The sequence below is a fragment of the Streptococcus mitis genome (genome assembly GCF_946190275.1).
Lineage (GTDB): Bacteria > Bacillota > Bacilli > Lactobacillales > Streptococcaceae > Streptococcus > Streptococcus mitis_DC.
On the sequence record NZ_CAMHZQ010000008.1, the window covers coordinates 40,683 to 66,140 of the forward strand.

Annotated in this window: 21 protein-coding genes; 20 read left to right on the top strand and 1 reads right to left on the bottom strand. The window is 40.7% G+C overall.

All coding sequences use genetic code 11. The annotated features are described in order from the left end of the window. The first annotated feature begins 357 nt into the window (after positions 1-357). The 3 genes from N8M20_RS05760 to pyk all read left to right on the top strand — a co-directional run bounded on the left by N8M20_RS05760 (position 358) and on the right by pyk (position 6,112). Positions 358-3,459, top strand: coding sequence for a DNA polymerase III subunit alpha (locus N8M20_RS05760; protein WP_261079394.1), 3,102 nt, complete (start codon positions 358-360; stop codon positions 3,457-3,459). A gap of 81 nt (positions 3,460-3,540) precedes the next feature. Next, complete coding sequence (gene pfkA / locus N8M20_RS05765) at positions 3,541-4,548, top strand: 6-phosphofructokinase (RefSeq protein WP_000820862.1); 1,008 nt, start codon at positions 3,541-3,543, stop codon at positions 4,546-4,548. A 58-nt stretch (positions 4,549-4,606) separates the two neighbouring features. Next, entirely contained in the window at positions 4,607-6,112 is a 1,506-nt protein-coding gene (pyk, locus tag N8M20_RS05770) for a pyruvate kinase (protein WP_261079395.1), read from the top strand. Positions 6,113-6,510: 398 nt separating this feature from the next. On the opposite strand, the gene N8M20_RS05775 is transcribed toward pyk, so the two are convergent. Beyond that, a complete protein-coding gene (locus N8M20_RS05775; RefSeq protein ID WP_000204727.1) occupies positions 6,511-7,497 on the bottom strand; it encodes an L-lactate dehydrogenase in 987 nt (328 codons plus the stop codon). 194 nt (positions 7,498-7,691) lie between these two features. Here N8M20_RS05775 and gyrA point away from each other — a divergent pair, with 194 nt between their 5' ends. The 17 genes from gyrA to N8M20_RS05860 all read left to right on the top strand — a co-directional run bounded on the left by gyrA (position 7,692) and on the right by N8M20_RS05860 (position 25,422). Beyond that, positions 7,692-10,160, top strand: coding sequence for a DNA gyrase subunit A (gene gyrA / locus N8M20_RS05780; protein ID WP_261079396.1), 2,469 nt, complete (start codon positions 7,692-7,694; stop codon positions 10,158-10,160). Further along, positions 10,160-10,903, top strand: coding sequence for a sortase SrtA (gene srtA, locus N8M20_RS05785; RefSeq protein WP_261079397.1), 744 nt, complete (start codon positions 10,160-10,162; stop codon positions 10,901-10,903). Before gyrA ends, srtA begins: the two co-directional genes overlap by 1 nt. 139 nt (positions 10,904-11,042) lie before the next feature. Beyond that, positions 11,043-11,840: a formate/nitrite transporter family protein gene (locus N8M20_RS05790; protein WP_000254781.1), complete on the top strand. Its 798-nt coding sequence runs from the start codon at positions 11,043-11,045 to the stop codon at positions 11,838-11,840. Positions 11,841-11,986: 146 nt separating this feature from the next. Beyond that, the gene (locus tag N8M20_RS05795) at positions 11,987-13,267 is read left to right on the top strand and encodes an O-acetylhomoserine aminocarboxypropyltransferase/cysteine synthase family protein (RefSeq protein ID WP_261079415.1); all 1,281 of its coding nucleotides are present in this window, start codon (positions 11,987-11,989) and stop codon (positions 13,265-13,267) included. 95 nt (positions 13,268-13,362) lie between these two features. Next, entirely contained in the window at positions 13,363-14,637 is a 1,275-nt protein-coding gene (locus N8M20_RS05800; RefSeq protein WP_261079398.1) for a DUF2130 domain-containing protein, read from the top strand. 10 nt (positions 14,638-14,647) lie between these two features. Continuing rightward, positions 14,648-15,526 carry a tRNA pseudouridine(55) synthase TruB gene (gene truB / locus N8M20_RS05805; RefSeq protein WP_261079399.1) on the top strand — a complete coding sequence of 293 codons (879 nt, stop codon included), beginning with the start codon at positions 14,648-14,650 and terminating at the stop codon, positions 15,524-15,526. 109 nt (positions 15,527-15,635) lie between these two features. Then, complete coding sequence (udk, locus tag N8M20_RS05810; RefSeq protein WP_001181377.1) at positions 15,636-16,274, top strand: uridine kinase; 639 nt, start codon at positions 15,636-15,638, stop codon at positions 16,272-16,274. A 127-nt stretch (positions 16,275-16,401) separates the two neighbouring features. Then, positions 16,402-17,742 (top strand): exodeoxyribonuclease VII large subunit, encoded by a 1,341-nt coding sequence (gene xseA, locus N8M20_RS05815; RefSeq protein WP_261079400.1) that lies wholly within the window; start codon positions 16,402-16,404, stop codon positions 17,740-17,742. Further along, positions 17,720-17,932 carry an exodeoxyribonuclease VII small subunit gene (locus N8M20_RS05820; RefSeq protein WP_084887861.1) on the top strand — a complete coding sequence of 71 codons (213 nt, stop codon included), beginning with the start codon at positions 17,720-17,722 and terminating at the stop codon, positions 17,930-17,932. The genes xseA and N8M20_RS05820 overlap by 23 nt, the downstream gene beginning before the upstream one ends. After that, the gene (locus N8M20_RS05825; RefSeq protein ID WP_261079401.1) at positions 17,929-18,804 is read left to right on the top strand and encodes a polyprenyl synthetase family protein; all 876 of its coding nucleotides are present in this window, start codon (positions 17,929-17,931) and stop codon (positions 18,802-18,804) included. Before N8M20_RS05820 ends, N8M20_RS05825 begins: the two co-directional genes overlap by 4 nt. Continuing rightward, positions 18,797-19,612: a TlyA family RNA methyltransferase gene (locus N8M20_RS05830; protein WP_261079402.1), complete on the top strand. Its 816-nt coding sequence runs from the start codon at positions 18,797-18,799 to the stop codon at positions 19,610-19,612. Before N8M20_RS05825 ends, N8M20_RS05830 begins: the two co-directional genes overlap by 8 nt. Then, positions 19,605-20,036, top strand: coding sequence for an arginine repressor (locus N8M20_RS05835; protein ID WP_001034401.1), 432 nt, complete (start codon positions 19,605-19,607; stop codon positions 20,034-20,036). Before N8M20_RS05830 ends, N8M20_RS05835 begins: the two co-directional genes overlap by 8 nt. Before the next feature lie 6 nt (positions 20,037-20,042). Beyond that, positions 20,043-21,710, top strand: coding sequence for a DNA repair protein RecN (recN, locus tag N8M20_RS05840; RefSeq protein WP_261079403.1), 1,668 nt, complete (start codon positions 20,043-20,045; stop codon positions 21,708-21,710). 1 nt (position 21,711) lies between these two features. Beyond that, on the top strand, positions 21,712-22,440 hold the full coding sequence (locus N8M20_RS05845) for a metallophosphoesterase family protein (RefSeq protein ID WP_261079404.1): 729 nt from the start codon (positions 21,712-21,714) through the stop codon (positions 22,438-22,440). Positions 22,441-22,518: 78 nt separating this feature from the next. Next, entirely contained in the window at positions 22,519-24,342 is a 1,824-nt protein-coding gene (lepA, locus tag N8M20_RS05850; RefSeq protein WP_001047207.1) for a translation elongation factor 4, read from the top strand. A 259-nt stretch (positions 24,343-24,601) separates the two neighbouring features. Continuing rightward, entirely contained in the window at positions 24,602-25,078 is a 477-nt protein-coding gene (locus N8M20_RS05855) for a PTS sugar transporter subunit IIA (protein ID WP_000521972.1), read from the top strand. A 38-nt stretch (positions 25,079-25,116) separates the two neighbouring features. After that, positions 25,117-25,422, top strand: a complete 306-nt coding sequence (locus N8M20_RS05860) for a PTS sugar transporter subunit IIB (protein WP_000590547.1) — start codon at positions 25,117-25,119, stop codon at positions 25,420-25,422. Positions 25,423-25,458: the final 36 nt, after the last annotated feature.

The window sequence follows — 25,458 nt, forward strand, 5'->3', positions numbered from 1 at the left end:
TTATTATATCAAAAAAATAGGAGAAAGGGAATCATTAAGTGAGAAAGAAATTAATTAAAGAATAATGAATACAAATTATATGAAATAATATGTGATATTCTATAGCATTCATAAATTAAACGATATCTAACAAGAATTTTGAGTGAATTTATCTCACTTCTTTAAAAGAGATATCCATTTATTGGGATAAAAAGTTCAAAATAGTTTACAAAAACATTTCTACTGCAAATATATTTGTTATTTTTTCATCCAAAATGCCTTATTTAAAATATAAAATAGAGATAGGAGTCATTGCTTTTGTCTTTCTCTTTTTGAAAATGGTATAATATAGTGAGAAGGATAGAGGAGAAGTGTAAATTGATCGCACAACTAGATACAAAAACAGTCTATAGTTTTATGGAGAGCGTCATTTCGATTGAAAAGTATGTGAGAGCAGCTAAAGAATACGGCTACACTCATCTGGCTATGATGGATATTGATAATCTTTATGGTGCTTTTGACTTTATAGAGGTTACAAAAAAATATGGCATTCATCCTTTATTAGGACTTGAAATGACTGTGCTTGTAGATGACAAGGAAGTGAATCTGCGCTTTTTAGCTCTATCTAGTGTGGGCTATCAGCAGTTGATGAAACTTTCAACAGCCAAGATGCAGGGGGAGAAAAGTTGGTCAGTTCTATCTCAGTATCTAGAGGATATTGCGGTAATTGTGCCTTATTTTGAAGAGCTTGAGTTGTTAAATCTAGGCTGTTATTACTATATAGGGGTTTACCCAGAAACACTGGCCAGCGAATTTCACCATCCTATTTTGCCATTGTATCGGGTCAATACATTTGAAAGTAAGGATAGAGAAGTTCTTCAAGTATTAACAGCGATTAAAGAAAATATACCGCTCAGAGAAGTTCCTTTGCGCTCGCGACAAGATGTCTTTATATCAGCAAGTTCTTTAGAGAAATTATTCCTAGAACGTTTTCCGCAAGCCTTGGACAATTTAGAAAAGCTGATTTCAGGTATTTCTTATGATTTGGATACTAGCCTGAAACTGCCTCGTTTTAATCCAGCTAGACCAGCAGTAGAAGAGTTGAGAGAACGTGCTGAATTGGGGCTTGCTCAGAAGGGATTGTCTGGTAAAGAATATCAAGATCGACTAGACCAAGAATTGGCTGTTATTCATGATATGGGCTTTGATGATTATTTCTTGGTCGTCTGGGATTTGCTGCGTTTTGGACGTTCGAATGGCTATTATATGGGAATGGGACGGGGTTCTGCAGTTGGTAGCTTGGTTTCCTATGCTTTAGACATTACAGGGATTGACCCAGTAGAGAAAAATCTGATTTTTGAACGTTTCCTCAATCGTGAACGCTATACCATGCCTGATATTGATATTGATATCCCAGATATTTATCGTCCAGATTTTATCAGATATGTTGGCAATAAATATGGTAGTAAACATGCTGCACAAATCGTTACTTTTTCTACCTTTGGAGCAAAGCAGGCCTTACGAGATGTTTTAAAACGTTTTGGTGTGCCAGAGTATGAATTGTCTGCAATTACCAAGAAAATCAGTTTTCGTGACAATCTCAAGTCGGCTTATGAGGGTAACCTCCAGTTTCGTCAGCAAATCAATAGTAAGTTAGAATACCAAAAAGCCTTTGAGATTGCTTGCAAGATAGAGGGCTATCCAAGACAAACCTCTGTCCATGCAGCTGGTGTTGTAATCAGTGACCAAGATTTGACCAACTACATCCCTCTGAAGCATGGTGATGAAATTCCACTGACTCAGTATGATGCTCATGGAGTCGAAGCAAGTGGACTTTTGAAGATGGACTTTCTGGGACTGCGAAATTTGACCTTTGTCCAGAAGATGCAAGAATTGCTTGCTAAAATAGAAGATATTCACTTGAAAATTGAAGAAATAGATTTGGAAGACAAAGAAACGTTAGCTTTATTTGCCTCTGGTAATACAAAAGGTATCTTTCAATTTGAACAACCTGGTGCTATTCGCCTGCTAAAACGTGTTCAGCCTGTCTGTTTTGAAGATGTCGTAGCAACTACTTCCCTAAATCGACCAGGTGCTAGTGACTATATCAATAATTTTGTGGCAAGAAAACATGGGCAGGAAGAAGTGACTGTTCTGGATCCAGTACTGGAGGATATTTTGGCTCCAACTTACGGCATTATGCTCTATCAGGAGCAGGTTATGCAGGTTGCCCAGCGTTTTGCTGGATTTAGTCTTGGGAAAGCCGATATTTTGCGCCGAGCTATGGGGAAAAAGGATGCCTCTGCCATGCATGAGATGAGGGCTTCTTTTATTCAAGGTTCATTAGAAGCTGGACATACTGCGGAAAAGGCAGAGCAGGTCTTTGATGTCATGGAGAAGTTTGCAGGTTATGGTTTTAACAGATCTCACGCCTATGCCTACTCAGCCTTGGCTTTCCAGTTGGCTTATTTCAAAACACATTATCCAGCTATCTTTTATCAGGTCATGTTGAATTCTGCCAACAGTGATTACTTAATGGATGCCTTAGAAGCAGGATTTGAAGTAGTCCCTCTGTTCATCAACACCATCCCCTATCACGATAAAATTACCAACAAGTCCATCTATCTAGGTTTAAAATCGATTAAGGGAGTCAGCAAAGATTTGGCGCTTTGGATCATTGAAAATAGACCCTATTCTAACATTGAAGATTTTGTAGCTAAATTACCTGAGAATTATCTGAAACTTCCTCTGCTAGAACCGTTGGTAAAAGTTGGTCTTTTCGATTCATTTGAAAAAAATCGTCAAAAAGTATTTAATAACTTAGCTAATCTATTTGAATTTGTAAAAGAGTTAGGAAGTTTGTTTGGAGATACTATTTATAGTTGGCAGGAATCGGAAGATTGGACAGATCAAGAAAAATTCTATATGGAACAAGAACTTTTAGGGATAGGTGTCAGCAAACATCCCCTACAAGCTATTGCAAGTAAAGCTATTTACCCGATTACCCCAATTGGGAATTTGTCAGAAAATAGCTACGCTATTATTTTGGTTGAAGTTCAGAAAATAAAAGTAATTCGTACCAAAAAGGGCGAAAACATGGCTTTCTTACAGGTAGATGATAGTAAGAAAAAATTGGATGTCACTCTCTTTTCAGACTTATATCGTCAGGTTGGGCAGGAAATAAAAGAGGGAGCCTTCTACTATATAAAAGGAAAAATCCAGTCACGTGATGGTCGTCTGCAAATGATTGCACAAGAAATAAGAGAAGCAGTTGCTGAACGCTTTTGGATACAGGTAAAAAATCATGAATCGGATCAAGAAATTTCACGTATTTTAGAACAATTTAAAGGTCCAATCCCAGTCATCGTCAGGTATGAAGAGGAACAGAAAACAATCGTTTCTCCCCATCATTTTGTAGCTAAATCCAATGAATTAGAAGCGAAGTTGAATGAAATGGTTATGAAAACGATTTATCGCTAAAAATACGGAAAATAGAAGAATTTTAAAATCAAATGTGGTATAATCAATAAGAATGTTAAAAGAAAAAGGAGCATAACCAATATGAAACGTATTGCTGTTTTGACTAGTGGTGGAGACGCCCCTGGTATGAACGCTGCTATCCGCGCAGTTGTTCGTCAAGCAATTTCAGAAGGAATGGAAGTGTTTGGTATCTATGACGGATATGCTGGTATGGTTGCCGGTGAAATTCATCCCCTAGATGCAGCTTCAGTAGGAGACATCATTTCTCGTGGTGGTACTTTCCTTCACTCAGCTCGTTACCCAGAGTTCGCTCAACTTGAAGGGCAACTTAAAGGGATTGAGCAATTGAAAAAACACGGAATTGAAGGTGTAGTTGTTATCGGTGGTGACGGTTCTTACCACGGCGCTATGCGTTTGACTGAACATGGCTTCCCAGCTATCGGTCTTCCAGGTACAATCGATAACGATATCGTTGGTACTGACTTCACAATCGGTTTTGACACAGCGGTTACAACTGCTATGGATGCTATCGATAAGATTCGTGATACATCATCAAGTCACCGTCGTACTTTTGTTATTGAAGTTATGGGACGTAACGCTGGTGATATCGCTCTTTGGGCTGGTATTGCAACTGGTGCTGATGAAATCATCATTCCTGAAGAAGGCTTCAAGATTGAAGATATCGTAGAAAGCATTAAATGTGGTTATGAGTGTGGTAAAAAACACAACATCATCGTCTTGGCTGAGGGTGTGATGTCAGCGGCTGAATTTGGTAAAAAACTAAAAGAAGCTGGGGATACAAGCGACCTTCGTGTGACAGAACTTGGACATATTCAACGTGGTGGTTCTCCAACTGCGCGTGACCGTGTATTGGCGTCACGTATGGGTGCGCATGCTGTTAAACTTCTTAAAGAAGGTATCGGTGGTGTTGCGGTTGGTATCCGTAACGAGAAAATGGTTGAAAACCCAATTCTTGGAACTGCAGAAGAAGGAGCATTGTTTAGCCTTACTGCAGAAGGTAAGATTGTGGTTAACAACCCACACAAAGCCGACATTGAGCTATCTAGCTTGAATAAGAGCTTGTCATAATTTACAATTTAGTTAATAAGACCAAAAAGGTCATATATATAAAGGAGTCACAAAAATCATGAACAAACGTGTAAAAATCGTTGCAACTTTGGGTCCTGCGGTAGAAATCCGTGGTGGTAAAAAATTCGGTGAGGACGGATACTGGGGTGAAAAACTTGATGTTGAAGCTTCAGCTAAAAACATTGCTAAATTGATTGAAGCTGGTGCTAACACATTCCGTTTCAATTTCTCACACGGTGACCACCAAGAACAAGGTGAGCGTATGGCAACTGTTAAACTTGCTGAACAACTTGCAGGTAAAAAAGTTGGTTTCCTTCTTGATACAAAAGGACCAGAAATCCGTACAGAATTGTTCGAAGGTGAAGCTAAAGAGTATTCATACAAAACTGGTGAAAAAATCCGTGTTGCAACTAAACAAGGAATCAAATCAACTCGTGAAGTGATTGCATTGAACGTTGCTGGTGCTCTTGATATCTATGATGATGTTGAAGTTGGTCGTCAAGTTTTGGTTGACGATGGTAAACTTGGTCTTCGTGTGGTTGCTAAAGATGATGCAACTCGTGAATTTGAAGTTGAAGTTGAAAACGATGGTATCATCGCTAAACAAAAAGGTGTGAACATTCCTAACACTAAAATTCCTTTCCCAGCTCTTGCTGAACGCGATAACGACGATATCCGTTTCGGTCTTGAACAAGGTATCAACTTCATCGCTATTTCATTCGTACGTACTGCAAAAGACGTGAACGAAGTTCGTGCAATCTGTGAAGAAACTGGAAACGGACATGTTCAATTGTTCGCTAAAATCGAAAACCAACAAGGTATCGATAACTTGGATGAAATCATCGAAGCTGCTGATGGTATCATGATCGCTCGTGGTGACATGGGTATCGAAGTACCATTCGAAATGGTTCCAGTTTACCAAAAAATGATCATCACTAAAGTCAATGCTGCAGGTAAAGTTGTTATCACTGCAACAAACATGCTTGAAACAATGACTGAAAAACCACGTGCAACTCGTTCAGAAGTATCAGACGTATTTAACGCTGTTATCGACGGAACTGACGCAACAATGCTTTCAGGTGAGTCTGCAAACGGTAAATACCCACTTGAGTCAGTAACTACAATGGCTACAATCGATAAGAACGCTCAAACTCTTCTTAACGAATACGGACGTTTGAACTCAGATTCATTCGAACGTAACTCTAAGACAGAAGTAATGGCTTCAGCTGTTAAAGATGCTACTAACTCAATGGACATTAAATTGGTTGTAACTCTTACTAAGACAGGTCACACTGCACGTTTGATCTCTAAATACCGTCCAAATGCTGACATCTTGGCATTGACATTCGACGAATTGACAGAGCGTGGATTGATGTTGAACTGGGGTGTAATCCCAATGTTGACAGATGCTCCATCTTCAACTGACGATATGTTCGAAATTGCTGAACGTAAAGCAGTTGAAGCAGGTCTTGTACAATCTGGTGACGATATCGTTATCGTAGCTGGTGTACCACTTGGAGAAGCTGTACGTACAAACACAATGCGTATCCGTACAGTACGTTAATTAATAGAAAAATAGCCTATCGTATCAAGCTTTCTAACCTGTATGATGGGCTTTTTTGTATATGGGGAAAGTTTTCTACTTGTGATTTAATGCAACTGTAGCTAAAGAGTAAATCGTTGCTTGTTCCATACTTTTTGTGATGTAAGTATAAATCTGATTGGTAGTCTTTTTATATTCATGCCCAAGCCATGACATGACATGATAGCTTTTAAAGGGATGTTGTTTTTTGAACGAAAATTTCATAAAATGTTTAGTTCTTATAGTGAATTACAGCTAGAATAGTACGCCGTGGCTGCTAAAATATTTCTAGAAATTAATTTGTTCATATCTTATTTCAATCTACTATAATACAGAAAAAAACAACTCCCTGATAATTCAAGGAGTTGTCTATGGCTAAATTAGTTTTTAGAAGCTTCTTGGAATTCTGGGTTTTTCCATGCTTCATCAATGATAGCTTGCAATTCTTTAGCAGATGCTTGCATTTTTTGAGTTTCTGCGTCGTTCAATGGGATATTTACTGGACGAACGATACCATGTGCACCAACAACAGCTGGTTGACCGATAAAGACGTTCTCAACTCCGTATTGACCTTCTTGGAATACTGAAAGTGGAAGTACTGCGTTTTCGTCGTCAAGGATTGCTTTAGTGATACGAGCAAGGGCTACTGCGATACCGTAGTATGTTGCACCTTTTTTGTTGATGATTGTGTAGGCTGCATCACGAACACCTTCGAACAATTCAATCAATTCAGCTTCTTGAACATTTTGAGTGTCTTTAAGGAATTCTTCAAGGTTTACACCAGCGATGTTTGCGTGTGACCAAACAGCGAACTCAGAGTCACCGTGTTCACCCATGATGTAGGCGTGAACTGAACGAGCATCAACATCCAATTTTTCAGCAAGTGCTTGACGGAAACGTGCTGAGTCAAGTGAAGTACCTGAACCGATAACGCGTTCTTTAGGGAAACCAGAGAATTTCCAAGTTGAGTAAGTCAAAACGTCAACTGGGTTAGCAGCAACAAGGAAGATACCTTTGAAACCTGATTCAACAACTTGAGTTACGATTGATTTGTTGATAGCAAGGTTTTTACCTACAAGGTCAAGACGAGTTTCACCTGGTTTTTGAGGCGCACCTGCAGTGATTACAACAAGGTCAGCGTCTGCACAGTCAGAATATTGAGCTGCATAGATTTTTTTAGGTGAAGTGAAGGCAAGGGCGTGACTAAGGTCAAGCGCGTCACCAACAGCTTTTTCATGCAATTGTGGAATTTCGATAATTCCAAGCTCTTGTGCAATTCCTTGGTTAACAAGTGCAAAAGCGTAAGATGAACCTACAGCACCATCTCCGACAAGGATAACTTTTTTGTGTTGTTTAGTTGAAGTCATTGTTCTAAACATCTCCTTAATTTTATTCAGGGATTTCCCCAGTTATTTTAATTCTATCACTTTTAAAAAGCTTTGTCACGAATATGCCTTGGAGTTCTTGATGTAAACGTTTTAGCTAATTTGGATACCTGAAATATGGCGGACATTATGGTATAATATTATTAATTACTAATAGTGAAATGAGGCATTTATTAATGCAGGATAGAAATTTAGTGAATGTCAATCTGACAAAGGAGATGAAGACGAGCTTTATCGATTACGCCATGAGTGTTATCGTAGCGCGGGCTCTTCCTGATGTTCGAGATGGCTTGAAACCTGTTCACCGTCGGATTCTCTATGGAATGAATGAATTGGGTGTTACTCCAGACAAACCTCATAAAAAATCTGCTCGTATTACAGGGGATGTCATGGGTAAATATCACCCACATGGGGATTCCTCTATCTATGAAGCAATGGTCCGCATGGCTCAATGGTGGAGCTACCGTTACATGCTTGTAGATGGGCATGGGAACTTTGGTTCCATGGATGGTGATGGTGCTGCCGCCCAGCGTTATACTGAGGCACGCATGAGCAAGATTGCTTTAGAAATGCTTCGTGATATCAATAAGAATACGGTTGATTTCGTTGATAACTATGATGCTAATGAACGTGAACCCTTGGTCTTGCCAGCTCGTTTTCCAAACCTCTTGGTCAATGGAGCAACTGGTATTGCTGTTGGGATGGCGACCAATATTCCGCCTCACAACTTGGGTGAAACCATTGATGCAGTGAAGTTGGTCATGGACAATCCTGAAGTGACTACCAAGGACTTGATGGAAGTCTTGCCTGGTCCAGATTTTCCAACTGGTGCTCTTGTCATGGGGAAATCAGGCATTCATAAGGCTTATGAAACAGGTAAAGGTTCTATTGTTCTTCGTTCTCGTACTGAAATCGAAGAAACTAAGACTGGCCGTGAACGCATCGTTGTAACGGAATTTCCTTACATGGTCAATAAAACCAAGGTACATGAGCATATTGTTCGTTTGGTTCAGGAAAAACGGATTGAGGGCATCACAGCAGTACGTGATGAGTCAAACCGTGAAGGGGTTCGTTTCGTGATTGAGGTCAAGCGCGATGCATCCGCAAATGTTATTCTCAATAACCTCTTCAAGATGACCCAGATGCAAACCAACTTTGGTTTTAATATGTTGGCGATTCAAAATGGTGTACCCAAGATTTTATCTCTGCGTCAGATTTTGGATGCTTATATTGAGCACCAAAAAGAAGTGGTTGTTCGTCGGACACGTTTTGATAAGGAAAAAGCGGAAGCACGTGCTCATATCTTAGAAGGTCTCTTAATCGCATTGGACCATATCGACGAAGTGATTCGTATCATCCGTGCTAGTGAAACAGATGCAGAAGCACAAGCTGAGTTGATGAGTAAGTTTAAGCTTTCTGAACGTCAAAGTCAGGCTATTCTAGATATGCGTCTTCGTCGTTTGACAGGTTTGGAACGCGATAAGATTCAGTCTGAGTATGATGACTTGTTGGCTCTGATTGCGGATTTAGCAGATATTCTTGCTAAACCAGAACGTGTTTCTCAAATCATCAAAGACGAATTGGACGAAGTTAAGCGTAAGTTTGGCGACCAACGTCGTACAGAGTTGATGGTCGGTGAAGTCTTGAGTCTTGAAGATGAGGACTTGATTGAAGAATCGGATGTCTTGATTACGCTTTCTAACAAGGGATACATTAAACGTCTGGATCAAGCTGAGTTTACTGCTCAAAAACGTGGGGGTCGTGGTGTTCAAGGAACAGGCGTTAAGGATGACGATTTTGTCCGTGAGTTAGTGTCGACTAGCACGCATGATCACCTGCTCTTCTTCACAAATAAAGGACGTGTCTATCGTCTTAAAGGTTATGAAATTCCTGAGTATGGTCGGACGGCCAAAGGTCTACCAGTAGTCAATCTCTTGAAATTGGATGAAGGCGAAAGTATTCAGACTATTATCAATGTTGAGTCTGAACGCAGCGATGATGCTTACCTCTTCTTCACAACCCGTCATGGTATTGTGAAGAGAACCAGCGTTAAGGAATTTGCCAACATTCGTCAAAATGGACTTAAAGCACTGAATCTTAAAGATGAAGATGAGCTAATTAATGTCTTATTGACAGAAGAAGATACGGATATTATTATTGGTACCAAGTTTGGTTATGCAGTTCGCTTTAATCAATCAGCCGTTCGTGGCATGAGTCGTATCGCCACAGGTGTGAAAGGTGTGAATCTCCGTGAGGGAGACACAGTTGTTGGTGCTAGTGTGATTACAGACCAGGACGAGGTTCTTATCATCACAGAAAAGGGGTATGGTAAGCGCACAGTTGCAACCGAATATCCAACTAAAGGTCGTGGTGGTAAAGGGATGCAAACTGCTAAGATTACAGAAAAGAACGGTTCTCTTGCTGGTCTTATGACCGTTAAAGGCGATGAAGACTTGATGATTATCACTGATACAGGTGTCATGATTCGAACCAACGTTGCCAATATTTCACAAACAGGACGCTCAACTATGGGAGTTAAAGTAATGCGTCTGGATCAAGATGCTAAAATTGTGACCTTTACAACGGTTGCAGCGGCAGAAAAAGAAGAAGTTGGGACAGAAAACGAAACAGAAGGTGAAGCATAATGTTTCAAAAAAATAATAAAAAGAAAAACAAACGAAAAAATCTGCTGACAAATATCCTGGCAGGGTTTCTGATACTACTATCAATTGCTTTGATTTTTAATGCTAAAATTCGTGATATTTTCATAGTTTGGAATACCAATAAGTACCAAGTTAGTCAGGTATCAAAAGAAAAAATAGAAGAAAATCAGGATACAGAAGGAAATTTTGATTTTGATTCTGTCAATGCGATCTCTTCTGAAGCGGTTCTAGCTTCTCAATGGGATGCTCAAAAATTACCAGTTATCGGCGGAATTGCAGTTCCTGAATTAGAAATGAATCTGCCAATTTTTAAAGGGCTTGATAATGTCAATCTCTTCTATGGTGCTGGTACCATGAAACGCGATCAAGTGATGGGGAAAGGAAATTATAGTCTAGCTAGTCATCATATTTTTGGTGTCAATAATGCTAATAAAATGTTATTTTCTCCTTTAGATAACGCTAAAAATGGTATGAAGATTTATCTAACCGATAAAAATAAAGTTTATACTTATGAAATACGTGAAGTCAAACGTGTTACACCGGATCGTGTTGATGAAGTTGATGATAGAGATGGGGTCAATGAGATTACATTAGTAACCTGTGAAGACCTTGCCGCTACAGAACGTATTATTGTAAAAGGCGATTTGAAAGAAACAAAAGAATATTCACAAACATCTGATGAAATCCTAACAGCTTTCAATCAACCATATAAACAATTTTATTAATACAAATCAGTGAAATCCAGGATTTCACTGATTTTTTAATATTTTCATAAGAATAAACTGTTATGAAATACAGAAAACGTTTCCTAAAATCGAAAGTTTGTGATATAATTATCAGGTAAAAAAATTTTAGGAGTTTATTATGGTTTCTTCAGAATTTATTTCAAAGATTGAATTTGCTTGCAAGAAGAAGGAAAGTCTTTATAGTCAAAGCAAATTTAAGTATGCAATTCGTTCTATGTTCGCAGGTGCTTTTTTAACCTTCAGTACAGCTGCTGGTGCAGTTGGGGCTGACTTGATTAATAAAATTGCGCCAGGCAGTGGACGTTTCCTCTTCCCATTTGTCTTTGCTTGGGGATTGGCCTACATTGTTTTCTTGAATGCCGAGTTGGTAACATCAAACATGATGTTCTTGACTGCTGGTAGTTTCTTGAAAAAAATCTCTTGGAGAAAAACAGCTGAGATTTTACTTTACTGTACCTTGTTTAACCTTATCGGGGCTTTGATAGCAGGTTGGGGCTTTGCTCATTCGGCAGCCTATGCAAATCTGACTCATGATAGTTTTATCTCTGGGGTTGTAGAGATGAAGTTAGGCCGTTCAAATGAATTAATCTTGCTTGAGGCGATTTTGGCAAATATTTTCGTAAATATTGCGATTCTTTCATTTGTTTTGGTCAAAGATGGTGGTGCCAAACTTTGGCTTGTGTTGTCAGCGATTTACATGTTTGTATTCTTAACAAACGAGCACATTGCGGCGAACTTTGCTTCTTTTGCGATTGTGAAATTCAGTGTTGCTGCTGACTCAATTGCTAACTTCGGTGTTGGAAATATGCTTCGCCACTGGGGTGTAACCTTCATCGGAAACTTTATCGGAGGAGGCCTCTTGATGGGTCTTCCATATGCCTTCCTCAATAAAAATGAAGATACTTATGTAGATTAAGAAAATGAGCACGATTGAGTCGTGCTTTTTTCGATTTTGTAAGAAGTAATAGCCGCTTCTTATATCAAAATATAGAAAAGAGGTATTAGTCAAGATAGGTAGATAGTGCTACAATATCCTTAATGAAACTATATGGAGGTAGCCTTATGACTCGTGATTTTAAATTTGAAACCTTACAATTGCATGCTGGTCAAGTTGTGGATCCAGCAACTAAGTCTCGTGCAGTGCCGATTTATCAAACAACATCCTTTGTTTTTGATGACACGCAGGAAGGTGCTGATCTGTTTGCCTTGAGGAAACCAGGGAACATTTATACTCGTATCACCAATCCTACAACAGCTGCCTTTGAAGAAAGAATTGCTGCTCTTGAAGGTGGTGTTGGAGCTCTTGCAACAGCATCAGGTATGGCTGCAGTGACTTATACGATTTTGGCTCTTACCCATGCTGGTGACCATGTTGTAGCAGCATCAACTATTTACGGTGGAACCTTTAATCTTTTGAAAGAAACCCTTCCTCGTTATGGGATCACAACAACTTTTGTCGATGTTGATAATTTGGAGGAAGTAGAGGCAGCGATCAAAGACAATACCAAGCTTGTCTTGATTGAAACCTTGGGGAATCCCTTGATAAACATTCCTGACTTGGAAAAATTGGCTGAGATTGCTCATAAACACCAGATTCCACTAGTTTCGGATAATACCTTTGCAACACCTTATTTGATTAACGTTTTTTCTCACGGTGTAGATATTGCCATTCACTCTGCGACTAAGTTTATCGGTGGGCATGGTACAACTATTGGAGGAGTGATTGTCGATAGCGGGCGTTTTGACTGGGCGGCTTCAGGAAAATTCCCTCAATTTGTTGAGGAAGATCCAAGCTACCACAATTTGAGCTATACTCGTGATGTCGGTGTAGCAGCCTTTATTATTGCTGTCCGTGTTCAATTGCTTCGTGATACAGGAGCAGCCTTGTCGCCATTTAATGCCTTCTTGTTACTCCAAGGACTTGAAACACTTTCACTTCGTGTGGAACGTCATGTACAAAATGCTGAGAAAATTGTTGATTTCCTTGTCAACCATCCTAAGGTAGAAAAAGTTAACTATCCAAAATTGGCAGATAGTCCTTACCATGCTTTGGCTGAGAAATACTTGCCAAAAGGTGTGGGCTCAATCTTTACCTTCCATGTCAAAGGTGGGGAGGCAGAAGCACGCAAGGTAATTGATAATTTGGAAATCTTTTCTGACCTAGCAAACGTGGCAGATGCTAAATCGCTTGTTGTTCATCCAGCTACAACCACTCACGGTCAATTGTCAGAAAAAGACCTAGAAGCAGCAGGAGTCACACCAAATCAAATCCGCTTGTCTATCGGACTCGAAAATGTAGAGGATTTGATTGAAGATTTGCGCTTGGCCTTGGAGAAAATTTAAAGTAAAAGAAGATAAACAGTGGGTTTCGACTCACTGTTTTTGATTTTCCCTCAGGCATGATATAATGGTTACAGAAGTCTAGAAAGAGGAACGATATGAACGAAATCAAATGCCCCAACTGTGGGGAAGTCTTTACAGTAAATGAAAGCCAGTATGCCGAACTCTTGTCTCAAGTGAGAACAGCAGAGTTTGATAAGGAATTGCACGATCGGATGAAGCAGGAACTGGCCTTGGCTGAGCAAAAGGCAATGAATGAACAACAGTCTAAACTGGCTCAAAAAGACCAAGAAATTGCTCAATTACAGAGTCAAATCCAAAATTTTGATACAGAAAAAGAATTGGCCAAGAAAGAGGTTGAACAGACAAGCCATCAGGCTCTCTTGGCTAAGGATAAGGAAGTACAGACCTTGGAAAACCAATTGGCTACCTTGCGTTTGGAGCATGAAAATCAACTGCAAAAGACTCTTTCTGACTTAGAAAAAGAACGGGATCAGGTTAAAAACCAGCTTCTTTTACAAGAAAAAGAAAACGAGCTTTCTCTTGCTTCAGTTAGGCAAAACTACGAAGCCCAGCTCAAGGCAGCTAGTGAACAAGTCGAATTTTATAAGAATTTCAAAGCTCAACAATCCACAAAAGCCATCGGGGAAAGTTTGGAACAGTATGCAGAGAGTGAGTTTAACAAGGTCCGCAGCTTTGCCTTTCCAAATGCCTACTTTGAGAAGGACAACAAGGTTTCAGCGCGTGGGTCTAAGGGGGATTTTATCTTCCGCGAGAGTGATGAAAATGGGGTCGAAATCATTTCCATCATGTTTGAGATGAAAAATGAAGCAGATGGAACAGAGAAGAAGCACAAGAATGCAGATTTTTACAAGGAATTGGACAAGGACCGTCGGGAGAAGAACTGTGAGTATGCCGTTTTGGTGACCATGCTTGAGGCCGATAATGACTACTTTAATACAGGGATTGTTGACGTCAGCCACGAGTATGAAAAGATGTATGTGGTCCGTCCTCAGTTCTTTATTCAATTGATTGGGCTCTTGCGAAATGCGGCGCTTAATTCTCTCAAATACAAACAAGAATTGGCCTTGGTTCGCGAACAAAATATTGATATTACACATTTTGAGGAAGACTTGGATGCCTTTAAGCTAGCCTTTGCCAAGAACTATAATTCAGCTTCGACTAACTTTGGCAAAGCTATCGATGAAATTGACAAGGCCATAAAACGGATGGAAGAGGTCAAGAAATTCCTGACAACATCTGAAAACCAACTTCGCCTCGCAAACAATAAATTGGAAGATGTTTCTGTTAAAAAATTGACTCGAAAAAATCCAACCATGAAAGCGAAGTTTGAAGCACTGAAGGGGGAGTGAGAAAGCAAAAATGAACGGTATTATTAACTTAAAAAAAGAAGCAGGGATGACCTCGCATGATGCGGTTTTTAAACTGCGTAAGATTTTGGGAACCAAGAAGATTGGTCATGGTGGGACCTTGGATCCGGATGTGGTGGGTGTTTTGCCCATTGCGGTTGGGAAGGCGACCCGTATGGTAGAGTTTATGCAGGACGAGGGCAAGGTCTATGAGGGGGAAATCACTCTCGGATATTCAACAACGACTGAGGATGCCAGTGGGGAAGTGGTCGCAGAAACACCTGTTTTGTCTCCTTTGGATGAAAAGCTTGTCGATGAAGCGATTGCTAGCTTGACTGGGCCTATTACCCAAATTCCGCCTATGTACTCGGCTGTAAAGGTTAATGGTCGCAAGCTCTATGAGTATGCGCGTGCTGGTCAGGAAGTGGAACGTCCAGAACGTCAGGTAACTATTTATAGCTTTGAGCGAACAAGTCCGATTTCTTATGATAGCCATCTTGCGCGATTCACTTTTCGTGTGAAATGTAGTAAGGGTACTTACATCCGTACCTTGTCTGTTGATTTGGGAGAAAAATTGGGTTATGCGGCCCATATGTCTCACTTAACACGTACTAGTGCAGCTGGTTTGCAACTAGAAGATGCCTTGACCTTGAAAGAAATTGCTGCAAAAGTGGAGGCTGGCCAGCTGGACTTTCTCCATCCTCTAGAGATTGGGACAGGGGACCTCGTCAAAGTTTTCCTAAGTCCAGAAGAGGCTACAGAAGTGCGCTTTGGTCGTTTTATTGAGCTAGACCAAACGGACAAAGAACTGGCTGCCTTTGAAGGCGATAAATTGTTAGCAATTTTAGAAAAACGGGATAATTTCTATAAGCCAAGGAAGGTTTTTAGCTAGTCTAACTGAGGTGTAGGGAGTATTGTTTCCTTTAGACTATCCAAATCAGACTATAAATTTTGTAAAAAATGTGATAGAATAGACGACGGATAAAAAAACGGAGGATAGCATGCAAAATAGACCAATCATTATCGGAGTGACAGGTGGTTCTGGTGGAGGAAAAACCAGTGTTTCAAGAGCCATTTTATCGCATTTTCCAGATGAAAAGATTTCCATGATTGAGCATGATTCATACTACAAGGATCAGTCTCATTTGACCTTTGAAGAGCGTGTCAAAACCAACTACGACCATCCTTTTGCCTTTGATACAGACTTGATGATTGAGCAGATTAAGGAGTTGTTGGCAGGGCGTCCGGTGGACATTCCGACTTATGACTATACAGAGCATACACGAAGCAGCAAGACCTATCGTCAGGAGCCTCAAGATGTTTTTATCGTTGAGGGGATTTTGGTCTTGGAGGACAAGCGTCTGCGCGATTTGATGGATATCAAGATTTTTGTGGACACAGATGATGATGTACGCATTATTCGTCGTATCAAGCGTGATATGGAAGAGCGTGGCCGTAGCCTTGATAGCGTTATTGACCAGTACTTAGGTGTGGTTAAACCCATGTACCACCAGTTTATTGAGCCGACTAAGCGTTATGCTGATATCGTCATTCCTGAAGGGGTTAGCAATACCGTTGCTATTGACCTTTTGACGACCAAGATTGAAAAGATTTTGGAAGAAGCTCGAAACAGCAAATAATCAAATGTGGAGGCCTTGCCTCCTTTTTCTATTTTTCCCTCATAATGGTACATAAATGGAGATTTTTAGGCATATTTTTGGTATAATAATACCCATGAAAGAGCAAGAAAATGAATAGTAGGTGGAGATGGAAAAGTATTTATCGGTAACAACTTTGACCAAGTATCTGAAAATGAAATTCGATAAAGACCCTTACTTGGAACGGGTCTATTTAACTGGTCAAGTTTCCAACTTTCGTAAACGACCTACTCACCAATATTTCTCCCTAAAGGATGACCATGCAGTTATTCAAGCGACCATCTGGTCTGGGATTTATCAGAAATTAGGTTTTGACCTTGAAGAAGGAATGAAGATCAATGTGATTGGGCGTGTGCAGGTCTATGAACCTAGCGGTAGCTACTCCATCATTATTGAAAAGGCTGAGCCTGATGGGGTTGGGGCGCTTGCGATTCAGTTTGAACAACTCAAGAAAAAATTGACAGAAGAAGGCCTGTTTCAAGAACGCTTCAAGCAACCTCTTCCTCAATTTTCTAAGAGAATTGGTGTAGTGACCAGTCGTAGTGGAGCCGTTATTCGAGATATTATCACGACCGTCAGCAGACGTTTTCCTGGTGTCAATATCCTCCTCTATCCGACCAAGGTGCAAGGAGATGGAGCTGCGGAGGAAATTGCTCGAAATATTGCGCGTGCTAATCAACGGGACGATTTGGACTTACTGATTATTGGTCGTGGTGGTGGTTCCATTGAGGATCTCTGGGCCTTTAACGAAGAAATTGTGGTACGAGCTATTTTTGAATCTCGTCTGCCAGTTATTTCTAGTGTGGGGCATGAGACGGATGTGACCTTGGCGGATTTTGTGGCAGATAGACGGGCTGCGACGCCAACAGCTGCTGCTGAACTAGCAACACCAGTGACCAAGTTGGATCTATTAGCTCATTTGCAAAATCAGGAAAAAAGGATGGCAACAGCAGTCCGAAATGTTCTATCTAAGAAACAAGAAGCTTTGAAAAAATGCAGTCAGTCTGTTATCTTTAGACAGCCAGAGCGTTTGTATGATGGCTATTTGCAACGCTTGGACCAACTGCAACTGCGCTTAAAACAAAGTTTGCGCACACAGATTTCCGATAACAAACAGCTAGTACAAGCAAGGACACATCAACTGGTGCAATTATCACCTGTGACCAAAATCCAACGCTATCAAGACCGCCTAGGTCAGTTGGATAAGCTCCTACGTAGCCAAATGGCGCTGGTTTATGATGCCAAGGTTGCTGAAGTGAAAAGACTTTCAGAAGCCCTACTGATGTTGGATACCAGTCGAATCGTGGCGCGTGGTTATGCAATTGTCAAAAAAGAAGAGTCTGTAATCGATTCGGTTGAAGCTTTGAAGAAAAAAGACCAAGTGACGCTTTTGATGCGTGATGGTCGAGTAGAATTAGAGGTTAAAGATGTCAAAACAAAAGAAATTTGAGGAAAATCTAGCAGAACTGGAGACCATTGTCCAAAGTTTGGAAAATGGTGAAATTGCTCTGGAAGATGCGATTGCTGCCTTTCAAAATGGTATGGTCTTGTCAAAAGAACTTCAAGCGACGCTGGACAAGGCTGAAAAAACCTTGGTCAAGGTCATGCAAGAAGACGGAACAGAAAGTGATTTTGAATGAAAAAGCAAGAAAAATTAGCTCTTGTCGAATCTGTCTTGGAAGATTTTTATGGAGATCAGCAGTTTGCTTCTAGTTTGCGAGAGTCTGTTCTCTATTCTATTCATGCTGGTGGCAAACGTATTCGGCCTTTTCTTCTGTTAGAAGTTCTGGAAGCCTTGCAGGTGGCTATTAAACCAGCTCATGCGCAGGTGGCTGCGGCCTTGGAGATGATTCACACAGGGAGCTTGATTCATGATGACCTTCCTGCTATGGATGATGATGATTACCGTAGGGGACGCTTGACCAATCATAAGAAATTTGGTGAAGCTATGGCCATTTTGGCTGGAGATGCCTTGTTCCTAGATCCTTATGCCTTGATAGCGCAGGCAGATTTTCCAAGTCAAATCAAGGTGGACTTGATTGCCAACTTATCGCTTGCTTCAGGAAGTCTGGGAATGGTGGCAGGGCAAGTTTTGGACATGGAAGGTGAACAGCAGCATTTGTCTTTGGAAGAACTTCAGACCATTCATGCTAATAAGACTGGAAAATTACTAGCTTATCCCTTCCAAGCGGCTGCTATTATAGCCGAATTGGCACCTGAAATGCAGGCAAAGCTGAAAACTATTGGGGAATTGATTGGACTTGCTTTTCAAGTTCGAGACGATGTGCTGGATGTGACAGCTAGTTTTGAGGAGATTGGCAAGACACCACAAAAGGATTTGCAGGCAGAAAAATCAACCTATCCTGCTTTGTTGGGTTTGGAAGAGGCTATTGCCTTTTGTAACCAAACTCTGGATCAAGCTAATGCCAAATTAGAAGAAATTGCCCAGAAGGTTCCCTTTGAAATAGAATCGATTGTGAAAGTAGTAGAAAGTTTGAGAATCAATGGCTAAGGAAAGAGTGGATGTACTAGCTTATAAACAGGGCTTGTTTGAAACGCGAGAGCAGGCCAAGCGAGGTGTCATGGCTGGCCTAGTCGTAGCAGTTCTTAATGGAGAACGGTTTGACAAGCCAGGAGAGAAAATTCCAGATGACACCGAGCTAAAACTCAAGGGGGAGAAACTCAAGTATGTCAGCCGTGGTGGCTTGAAACTGGAGAAGGCCTTGCAGGTCTTTGAATTATCAGTGGAAGGGGCAACAACGATTGATATCGGTGCCTCTACTGGAGGTTTTACTGATGTCATGTTGCAAAATGGTGCTGAATTGGTCTTTGCAGTCGATGTTGGTACCAATCAGTTGGCTTGGAAATTACGCCAAGACCCAAGAGTAGTCAGCATGGAACAGTTCAATTTCCGCTATGCTGAAAAGACTGATTTCGAGCAGGAACCGAGCTTTGCCAGTATTGACGTGAGTTTCATTTCCCTAAGTCTGATTTTGCCGGCCTTACACCGTGTGTTATCTGATCAAGGTCAGGTCGTGGCTCTGGTTAAGCCCCAGTTTGAAGCAGGACGTGAGCAGATTGGAAAAAATGGAATCATTCGTGATGCCAAGGTCCATCAACATGTTCTTGAATCTGTCACAGCTATGGCAGTAGAGGAAGGTTTTTCAGTCCTTGGCTTGGACTTTTCTCCCATCCAAGGTGGTCATGGGAATATTGAGTTTTTAGCGTATTTGAAAAAAGAAGAGTCAGCAGGCAATCAAGTTCTTGCTGATATTGAAGAAGTAGTAGAGAGGGCGCATAGTCAATTTAAAAATGAATAAAAAAGAGAGACTTGAAAAAATTAGAAGATTTGTGACAGATTATCAAATCGGTACGCAAGAAGAAATTGTAGAACATTTGAAAGAGGCAGGCATCACTGCCACTCAGGCAACGGTATCACGAGATATCAAAGAACTAGGTATTGTCAAAATTCCTTTGAGAGATAATACCTATGTCTATGAATTACCAAAATCAATCGTGAAAAGTTTGCAACTGGCTGAAGATAATATTGAGTCAGCTGAATTGATGGATAAGATGATCAATCTCCAAGTTATCCCAGGAAATACAGCTTTTGTAAAAGCTCAGTTAACCGAGACTTTTGCGGATAAGATTTTTAGCTGTTTAGCTGATGATAGCTCGATTTTAGTCATTGCCAGAAGTGAAAGTCTAGCTGAGGAAATCTTTGAACAAGTAAAAAATTGGTAGGTCTATATGTTACTTGAAATTTCGATAAAAAACTTTGCCATTATTGAGGCTATTTCCCTCAATTTTGAAAAGGGGATGACTGTCCTGACTGGTGAAACGGGTGCAGGGAAGTCGATTATCATTGATGCTATGAATATGATGTTGGGAGCTCGTGCGACGACAGATGTTATTCGTCATGGTGCGCCAAAGGCAGAGATTGAGGGGCTTTTCTCAGTTGAGAATAGTCGTCTTTTGCAGGAAATTTTTGATGAGCAAGGTTTGGAAATGGGTGATGAGATTATCATTCGTCGAGAAATCTTGCAAAATGGTCGGAGTATTAGTCGTGTCAATGGCCAGATGGTTAATCTATCTGTTTTGCGTGCTATTGGGCAACATCTTGTGGATATACATGGTCAGCATGACCAAGAGGAGTTAATGCGTCCTCAACTGCATATTCAGATGTTGGATGAATTTGGCGATGTAGCTTTTTGGGAATTGAAAGAAACCTATCAAACGAGTTTTGATGCTTATCGAAAAATGCGTAAGCAGGTTCTGGAAGTCAAGAAAAACCAACAGGAACACAAGGCTCGTATTGAAATGTTGGAATTTCAAATGGCAGAGATTGAGGCAGCAAACTTGCGAGCTGGAGAAGACCTGGCTCTCAATCAAGAGCGTGATAAACTTCTCAATCATAAAAATATTGCGGATACGCTGACCAATGCCTATAGTATGTTGGACAATGAAGAGTTCTCGAGTCTGGCCAATGTTCGTTCGGCCATGAATGACATGGAAAGTGTTGAAGAGTACGACCCTGAATACCGTGAAATTTCAAGTTCTCTGTCTGAGACCTACTATGTCTTAGAAGACATTAGCAAGCGTTTAGAAGCTATCATTGAGGACCTTGATTTTGACGGCAATCGTCTCATGCAGGTTGAGAATCGTTTGGACCTCCTTCATACCATTACTCGTAAGTATGGTGGGACTGTAGACGATGTCATGCTTTATTTTGCCAAGATTACGGAAGAATACAATCTCTTGACAGGTAATAATCTTTCGTCTGAGGACATGGAAGCAGAGCTCAAGAAATTGGAAGTCAATCTTGTAGATTTGGCAGGTCAACTTGCCTCTGCTCGTCATGACTTGGCCCAGCAGCTAGAAGCAGAGATTAAACAAGAACTGCAAGACCTGTATATGGAAAAAGCCCAGTTTCAGGTTCGTTTTAGCAAGGGCAAATTCAGTCGTGAGGGAAATGAAATGGTTGAGTTTTATATTTCAACCAACCCTGGCGAAGATTTTAAACCCTTGGTTAAGGTTGCATCTGGCGGAGAATTGTCTCGCCTCATGTTAGCCATTAAGTCTGCCTTTTCACGTAAAGAAGGCAAGACCAGCATAGTCTTTGATGAGGTGGATACGGGAGTTTCAGGCCGTGTAGCTCAGGCGATTGCGCAGAAGATTCATAAGATTGGCCAGCATGGTCAGGTTCTGGCTATTTCCCATTTGCCACAAGTGATTGCGATTGCGGATTATCAATTCTTTATTGAGAAGATTAGTAATGACCATTCAACAGTTTCGACTGTTCGTCTCTTGACGGTTGAAGAGCGAGTGGAGGAAGTTGCTAAAATGTTGGCAGGTGATGATGTGACGGAAGCAGCCCTGACGCAAGCCAGAGAATTGTTGAGAAACAGGGAGAAATAAGATGACAGACTATTATGTAATTGGAGATGTTCACGGAAAAGCTGGAATGCTGGAAGACCTTCTCAAAACTTGGGATGGTCAGACCCAGTTGCTCTTTCTAGGGGATTTGATTGACCGTGGTGAGGATAGTCGCCGTGTTCTTGAAATGGTCAAGAACTTAGTGGACAATCAAGGGGCCATCTGTCTATCAGGAAACCACGAGTATATGTTTTTGACTTGGCTAGATGACCCAGAAGAAAGTTATGACCATTATCGTCGCAATGGTGGAGATACAACCATTAACTCTATCTTAGGTCGTCCCTTGGATGCACCGGTTGATGGAGTTGAGGATGCTAATCGTGTTGCCACCGAAGCAGCAGATTTGGTTGAATTCATTCGTCAAATGCCTTTTGTGGTAGAGACAGACAAGTATATCTTTGTTCACGCAGGTATTGATTTGACCTTGGATGACTGGCATGAAACCACAGATTACAAGAAAGTATGGCTTAGAAAACCATTCCACGAAGCCGAAAATCATACTGGAAAAACCATTGTCTTTGGCCATACCCCGGTTTATGGTTTGCTGAAGCAAGAGCGTGGTACTGCTGAGCTTTGGACTACAGAAGATGGTAAGATTGGGATGGACGGAGGAGCAGTCTACGGTGGTGTCCTTCATGGGATTGTCTTTACAGACCAAGGAATGACAGAACACCACTTTATCGAAAATGACGGCTTTGTTGCTGAAGATTAGTACTCCTAGCAGGGTATGGTCTTGTCAAAATGTCAAAAACAATTTATAATAAATAGATACCCTGAAAGGAAGAGAATCATGAACTTAGAAGAATTGAAAAAACGACAGGAGAAGATCCGTAACTTCTCTATTATCGCCCATATTGACCACGGGAAATCAACTCTAGCAGACCGCATTTTGGAAAAAACAGAGACCGTTTCAAGTCGTGAAATGCAGGCTCAGCTTTTGGATAGCATGGATTTAGAGCGAGAACGTGGGATTACCATTAAACTCAACGCCATCGAGCTGAATTATACTGCAAAAGATGGGGAAACTTATATTTTCCACTTGATTGACACGCCAGGGCACGTAGACTTTACCTATGAAGTTTCACGTTCGCTCGCTGCCTGTGAGGGTGCTATTTTGGTGGTCGATGCCGCTCAAGGTATTGAGGCTCAAACCCTTGCCAACGTTTATCTAGCCTTGGATAATGATTTGGAAATCATGCCAGTCATTAACAAAATTGACCTACCGGCTGCAGATCCAGAGCGCGTGCGTACAGAGATTGAAGATGTCATTGGTTTGGATGCCAGCGAAGCAGTCTTAGCATCTGCCAAGGCTGGTATCGGTATCGAAGAAATTCTCGAGCAAATCGTAGAAAAAGTGCCAGCGCCAACAGGTGATGTGACGGCACCACTGAAGGCCTTGATTTTCGACTCTGTTTACGATGCTTACCGTGGGGTTATACTCCAAGTGCGTGTTATGGATGGAGTGGTCAAACCTGGTGATAAGATTCAACTCATGAGTAATGGCAAGACCTTTGATGTGACGGAAGTCGGTATTTTTACTCCGAAAGCAGTTGGTCGTGATTTCCTTGCGACTGGTGATGTTGGTTATATTGCAGCATCTATTAAGACGGTTCAGGATACTCGTGTGGGTGATACAGTTACTTTGGCAACCAATCCTGCGGCTGAGCCATTACATGGCTACAAGCAGATGAATCCTATGGTCTTTGCGGGTCTCTATCCTATCGAGTCAAACAAGTACAATGACCTGCGTGAAGCGCTTGAAAAATTGCAACTGAATGATGCTAGTCTTCAGTTTGAACCAGAAACATCTCAGGCACTTGGATTTGGTTTCCGTTGTGGTTTCCTTGGACTTCTCCATATGGATGTTATCCAAGAACGTTTGGAACGTGAGTTCAACATTGACCTCATCATGACAGCTCCGTCTGTTATTTACAAAGTTAATTTGACCGATGGTGAGTCTATGGATGTGTCTAACCCATCTGAGTTCCCAGACCCAACTAAGATTGCGACCATTGAAGAGCCTTATGTTAAAGCGCAAATAATGGTACCACAGGAGTTCGTCGGAGCAGTGATGGAGCTAGCTCAGCGCAAGCGAGGGGACTTTGTGACTATGGACTATATCGATGATAACCGTGTCAATGTTATCTATCAAATTCCACTGGCTGAAATCGTCTTTGACTTCTTTGATAAGCTTAAGTCTTCAACTCGTGGTTATGCAAGCTTTGACTACGAATTGTCAGAGTATCGCCCATCTAAGCTAGTGAAAATGGATATCCTTCTCAACGGAGACAAGGTGGATGCCCTCAGCTTTATCGTTCACAAGGATTTTGCTTACGAACGTGGGAAACTCATCGTTGATAAGCTCAAGAAAATCATCCCTCGTCAACAATTCGAGGTACCAATTCAAGCAGCTATTGGACACAAGATTGTGGCTCGTACTGATATCAAGGCCCTTCGTAAAAACGTACTTGCCAAGTGTTATGGTGGTGACGTTTCTCGTAAACGTAAACTCCTTGAAAAACAAAAAGCTGGTAAGAAGCGCATGAAAGCTATCGGATCAGTAGAAGTCCCACAAGAAGCCTTCCTCAGCGTCTTGAGTATGGATGAAGAGTAAGTTATCAGAATTGTTTTTCTTGTTAATAGGAAATTTATATAAGAATCAATCGTAAAGCAGGCTTAAATGGTCTGCTTTTTTAATTTCTAGAACAGAAAAAATGTTTGGAGTGTTTGTTTATATGTTTGTTTTTACGCAACAAACTACAAAAACAACAAAAATATAAAAAAGAGACAAAAAACAACAGAAAAATATTGACAACGATTTCATATAGTGTTATACTTATAGCATAAAGTTAATGGAAAGAAGGGAAAACCTTATGGGATTAGATCATTTCTTTGACAAAAACCTTGTGTTTTGCTTAGAAGCGGATAATCAAGAACATCTCTTTGATCAGGTTGCAACTTTATTGGAAGAACGAGAAATCGTAACTCCAACCTATCGTGAAGCCTTGATCACGCGTGAAAAGTCATTTCCAACTGGCTTAGATATGGAATTTTTGGGTAAGGATTTGCCGAATGTGGCTATTCCTCATACAGATATTGTTCATAATCTAGCTGAAAAAGTTGTGGTCGTTCGATTAGATAAACCTGTGACCTTCCACAATATGATTGCGCCAGATAAGGAAGTAGAAGTATCCTTACTCTTCTTTATCATTAATAACTCAAGTTCAAGTCAAACAAACATTCTTGCTCAGTTGATGGACTTCTTTACTGGAAATGGTCATCTTGAAGACCTATCAAAAATTTCTGAACCAGAAGCCCTCTATGCTTATATAGCTGAAGCAATCGCTTAATCTTGTCTATTAAAAATATTAAATCGGAGGAAATCCATATGATTAAAATTCTTGCTGCCTGCGGTGCAGGTGTTAACTCAAGCCACCAAATTAAAAGTGCTCTTGAAGAAGAACTTTCAAACCGTGGTTTTGATGTTCACTGTGATGCAGTCATGGTAAAAGACGTTAACGAAGATCTTATCAAAGGTTATGACATCTTCACACCAATTGCTGCTACAGATCTTGGTTTTGACCCAGGTATTCCAGTTATCGAAGCTGGACCAATCTTATTCCGTATTCCAGCTATGAGTGCTCCAGTATTTGACAATATTGAAGCAGCTATCAAAGAACACGGATTAAGCTAATTATCAATTTGTTAACATTCATATAACATAAAAAAG

Bases quoted from the DNA above. Each gene is read 5' to 3' on its own strand.
- N8M20_RS05835 (WP_001034401.1), top strand. From the start codon at position 19,605: ATGAATAAAAAAGAGAGACTTGAAAAAATTAGAAGATTTGTGACAGAT.
- pyk (WP_261079395.1), top strand. From the start codon at position 4,607: ATGAACAAACGTGTAAAAATCGTTGCAACTTTGGGTCCTGCGGTAGAA.
- srtA (WP_261079397.1), top strand. From the start codon at position 10,160: ATGTTTCAAAAAAATAATAAAAAGAAAAACAAACGAAAAAATCTGCTG.
- xseA (WP_261079400.1), top strand. From the start codon at position 16,402: ATGGAAAAGTATTTATCGGTAACAACTTTGACCAAGTATCTGAAAATG.
- N8M20_RS05790 (WP_000254781.1), top strand. From the start codon at position 11,043: ATGGTTTCTTCAGAATTTATTTCAAAGATTGAATTTGCTTGCAAGAAG.
- N8M20_RS05825 (WP_261079401.1), top strand. From the start codon at position 17,929: ATGAAAAAGCAAGAAAAATTAGCTCTTGTCGAATCTGTCTTGGAAGAT.
- truB (WP_261079399.1), top strand. From the start codon at position 14,648: ATGAACGGTATTATTAACTTAAAAAAAGAAGCAGGGATGACCTCGCAT.
- N8M20_RS05775 (WP_000204727.1), bottom strand. From the start codon at position 7,497: ATGACTTCAACTAAACAACACAAAAAAGTTATCCTTGTCGGAGATGGT.
- udk (WP_001181377.1), top strand. From the start codon at position 15,636: ATGCAAAATAGACCAATCATTATCGGAGTGACAGGTGGTTCTGGTGGA.
- pfkA (WP_000820862.1), top strand. From the start codon at position 3,541: ATGAAACGTATTGCTGTTTTGACTAGTGGTGGAGACGCCCCTGGTATG.
- gyrA (WP_261079396.1), top strand. From the start codon at position 7,692: ATGCAGGATAGAAATTTAGTGAATGTCAATCTGACAAAGGAGATGAAG.
- N8M20_RS05820 (WP_084887861.1), top strand. From the start codon at position 17,720: ATGTCAAAACAAAAGAAATTTGAGGAAAATCTAGCAGAACTGGAGACC.
- N8M20_RS05795 (WP_261079415.1), top strand. From the start codon at position 11,987: ATGACTCGTGATTTTAAATTTGAAACCTTACAATTGCATGCTGGTCAA.
- N8M20_RS05845 (WP_261079404.1), top strand. From the start codon at position 21,712: ATGACAGACTATTATGTAATTGGAGATGTTCACGGAAAAGCTGGAATG.
- N8M20_RS05855 (WP_000521972.1), top strand. From the start codon at position 24,602: ATGGGATTAGATCATTTCTTTGACAAAAACCTTGTGTTTTGCTTAGAA.
- N8M20_RS05860 (WP_000590547.1), top strand. From the start codon at position 25,117: ATGATTAAAATTCTTGCTGCCTGCGGTGCAGGTGTTAACTCAAGCCAC.
- lepA (WP_001047207.1), top strand. From the start codon at position 22,519: ATGAACTTAGAAGAATTGAAAAAACGACAGGAGAAGATCCGTAACTTC.
- recN (WP_261079403.1), top strand. From the start codon at position 20,043: ATGTTACTTGAAATTTCGATAAAAAACTTTGCCATTATTGAGGCTATT.
- N8M20_RS05830 (WP_261079402.1), top strand. From the start codon at position 18,797: ATGGCTAAGGAAAGAGTGGATGTACTAGCTTATAAACAGGGCTTGTTT.
- N8M20_RS05800 (WP_261079398.1), top strand. From the start codon at position 13,363: ATGAACGAAATCAAATGCCCCAACTGTGGGGAAGTCTTTACAGTAAAT.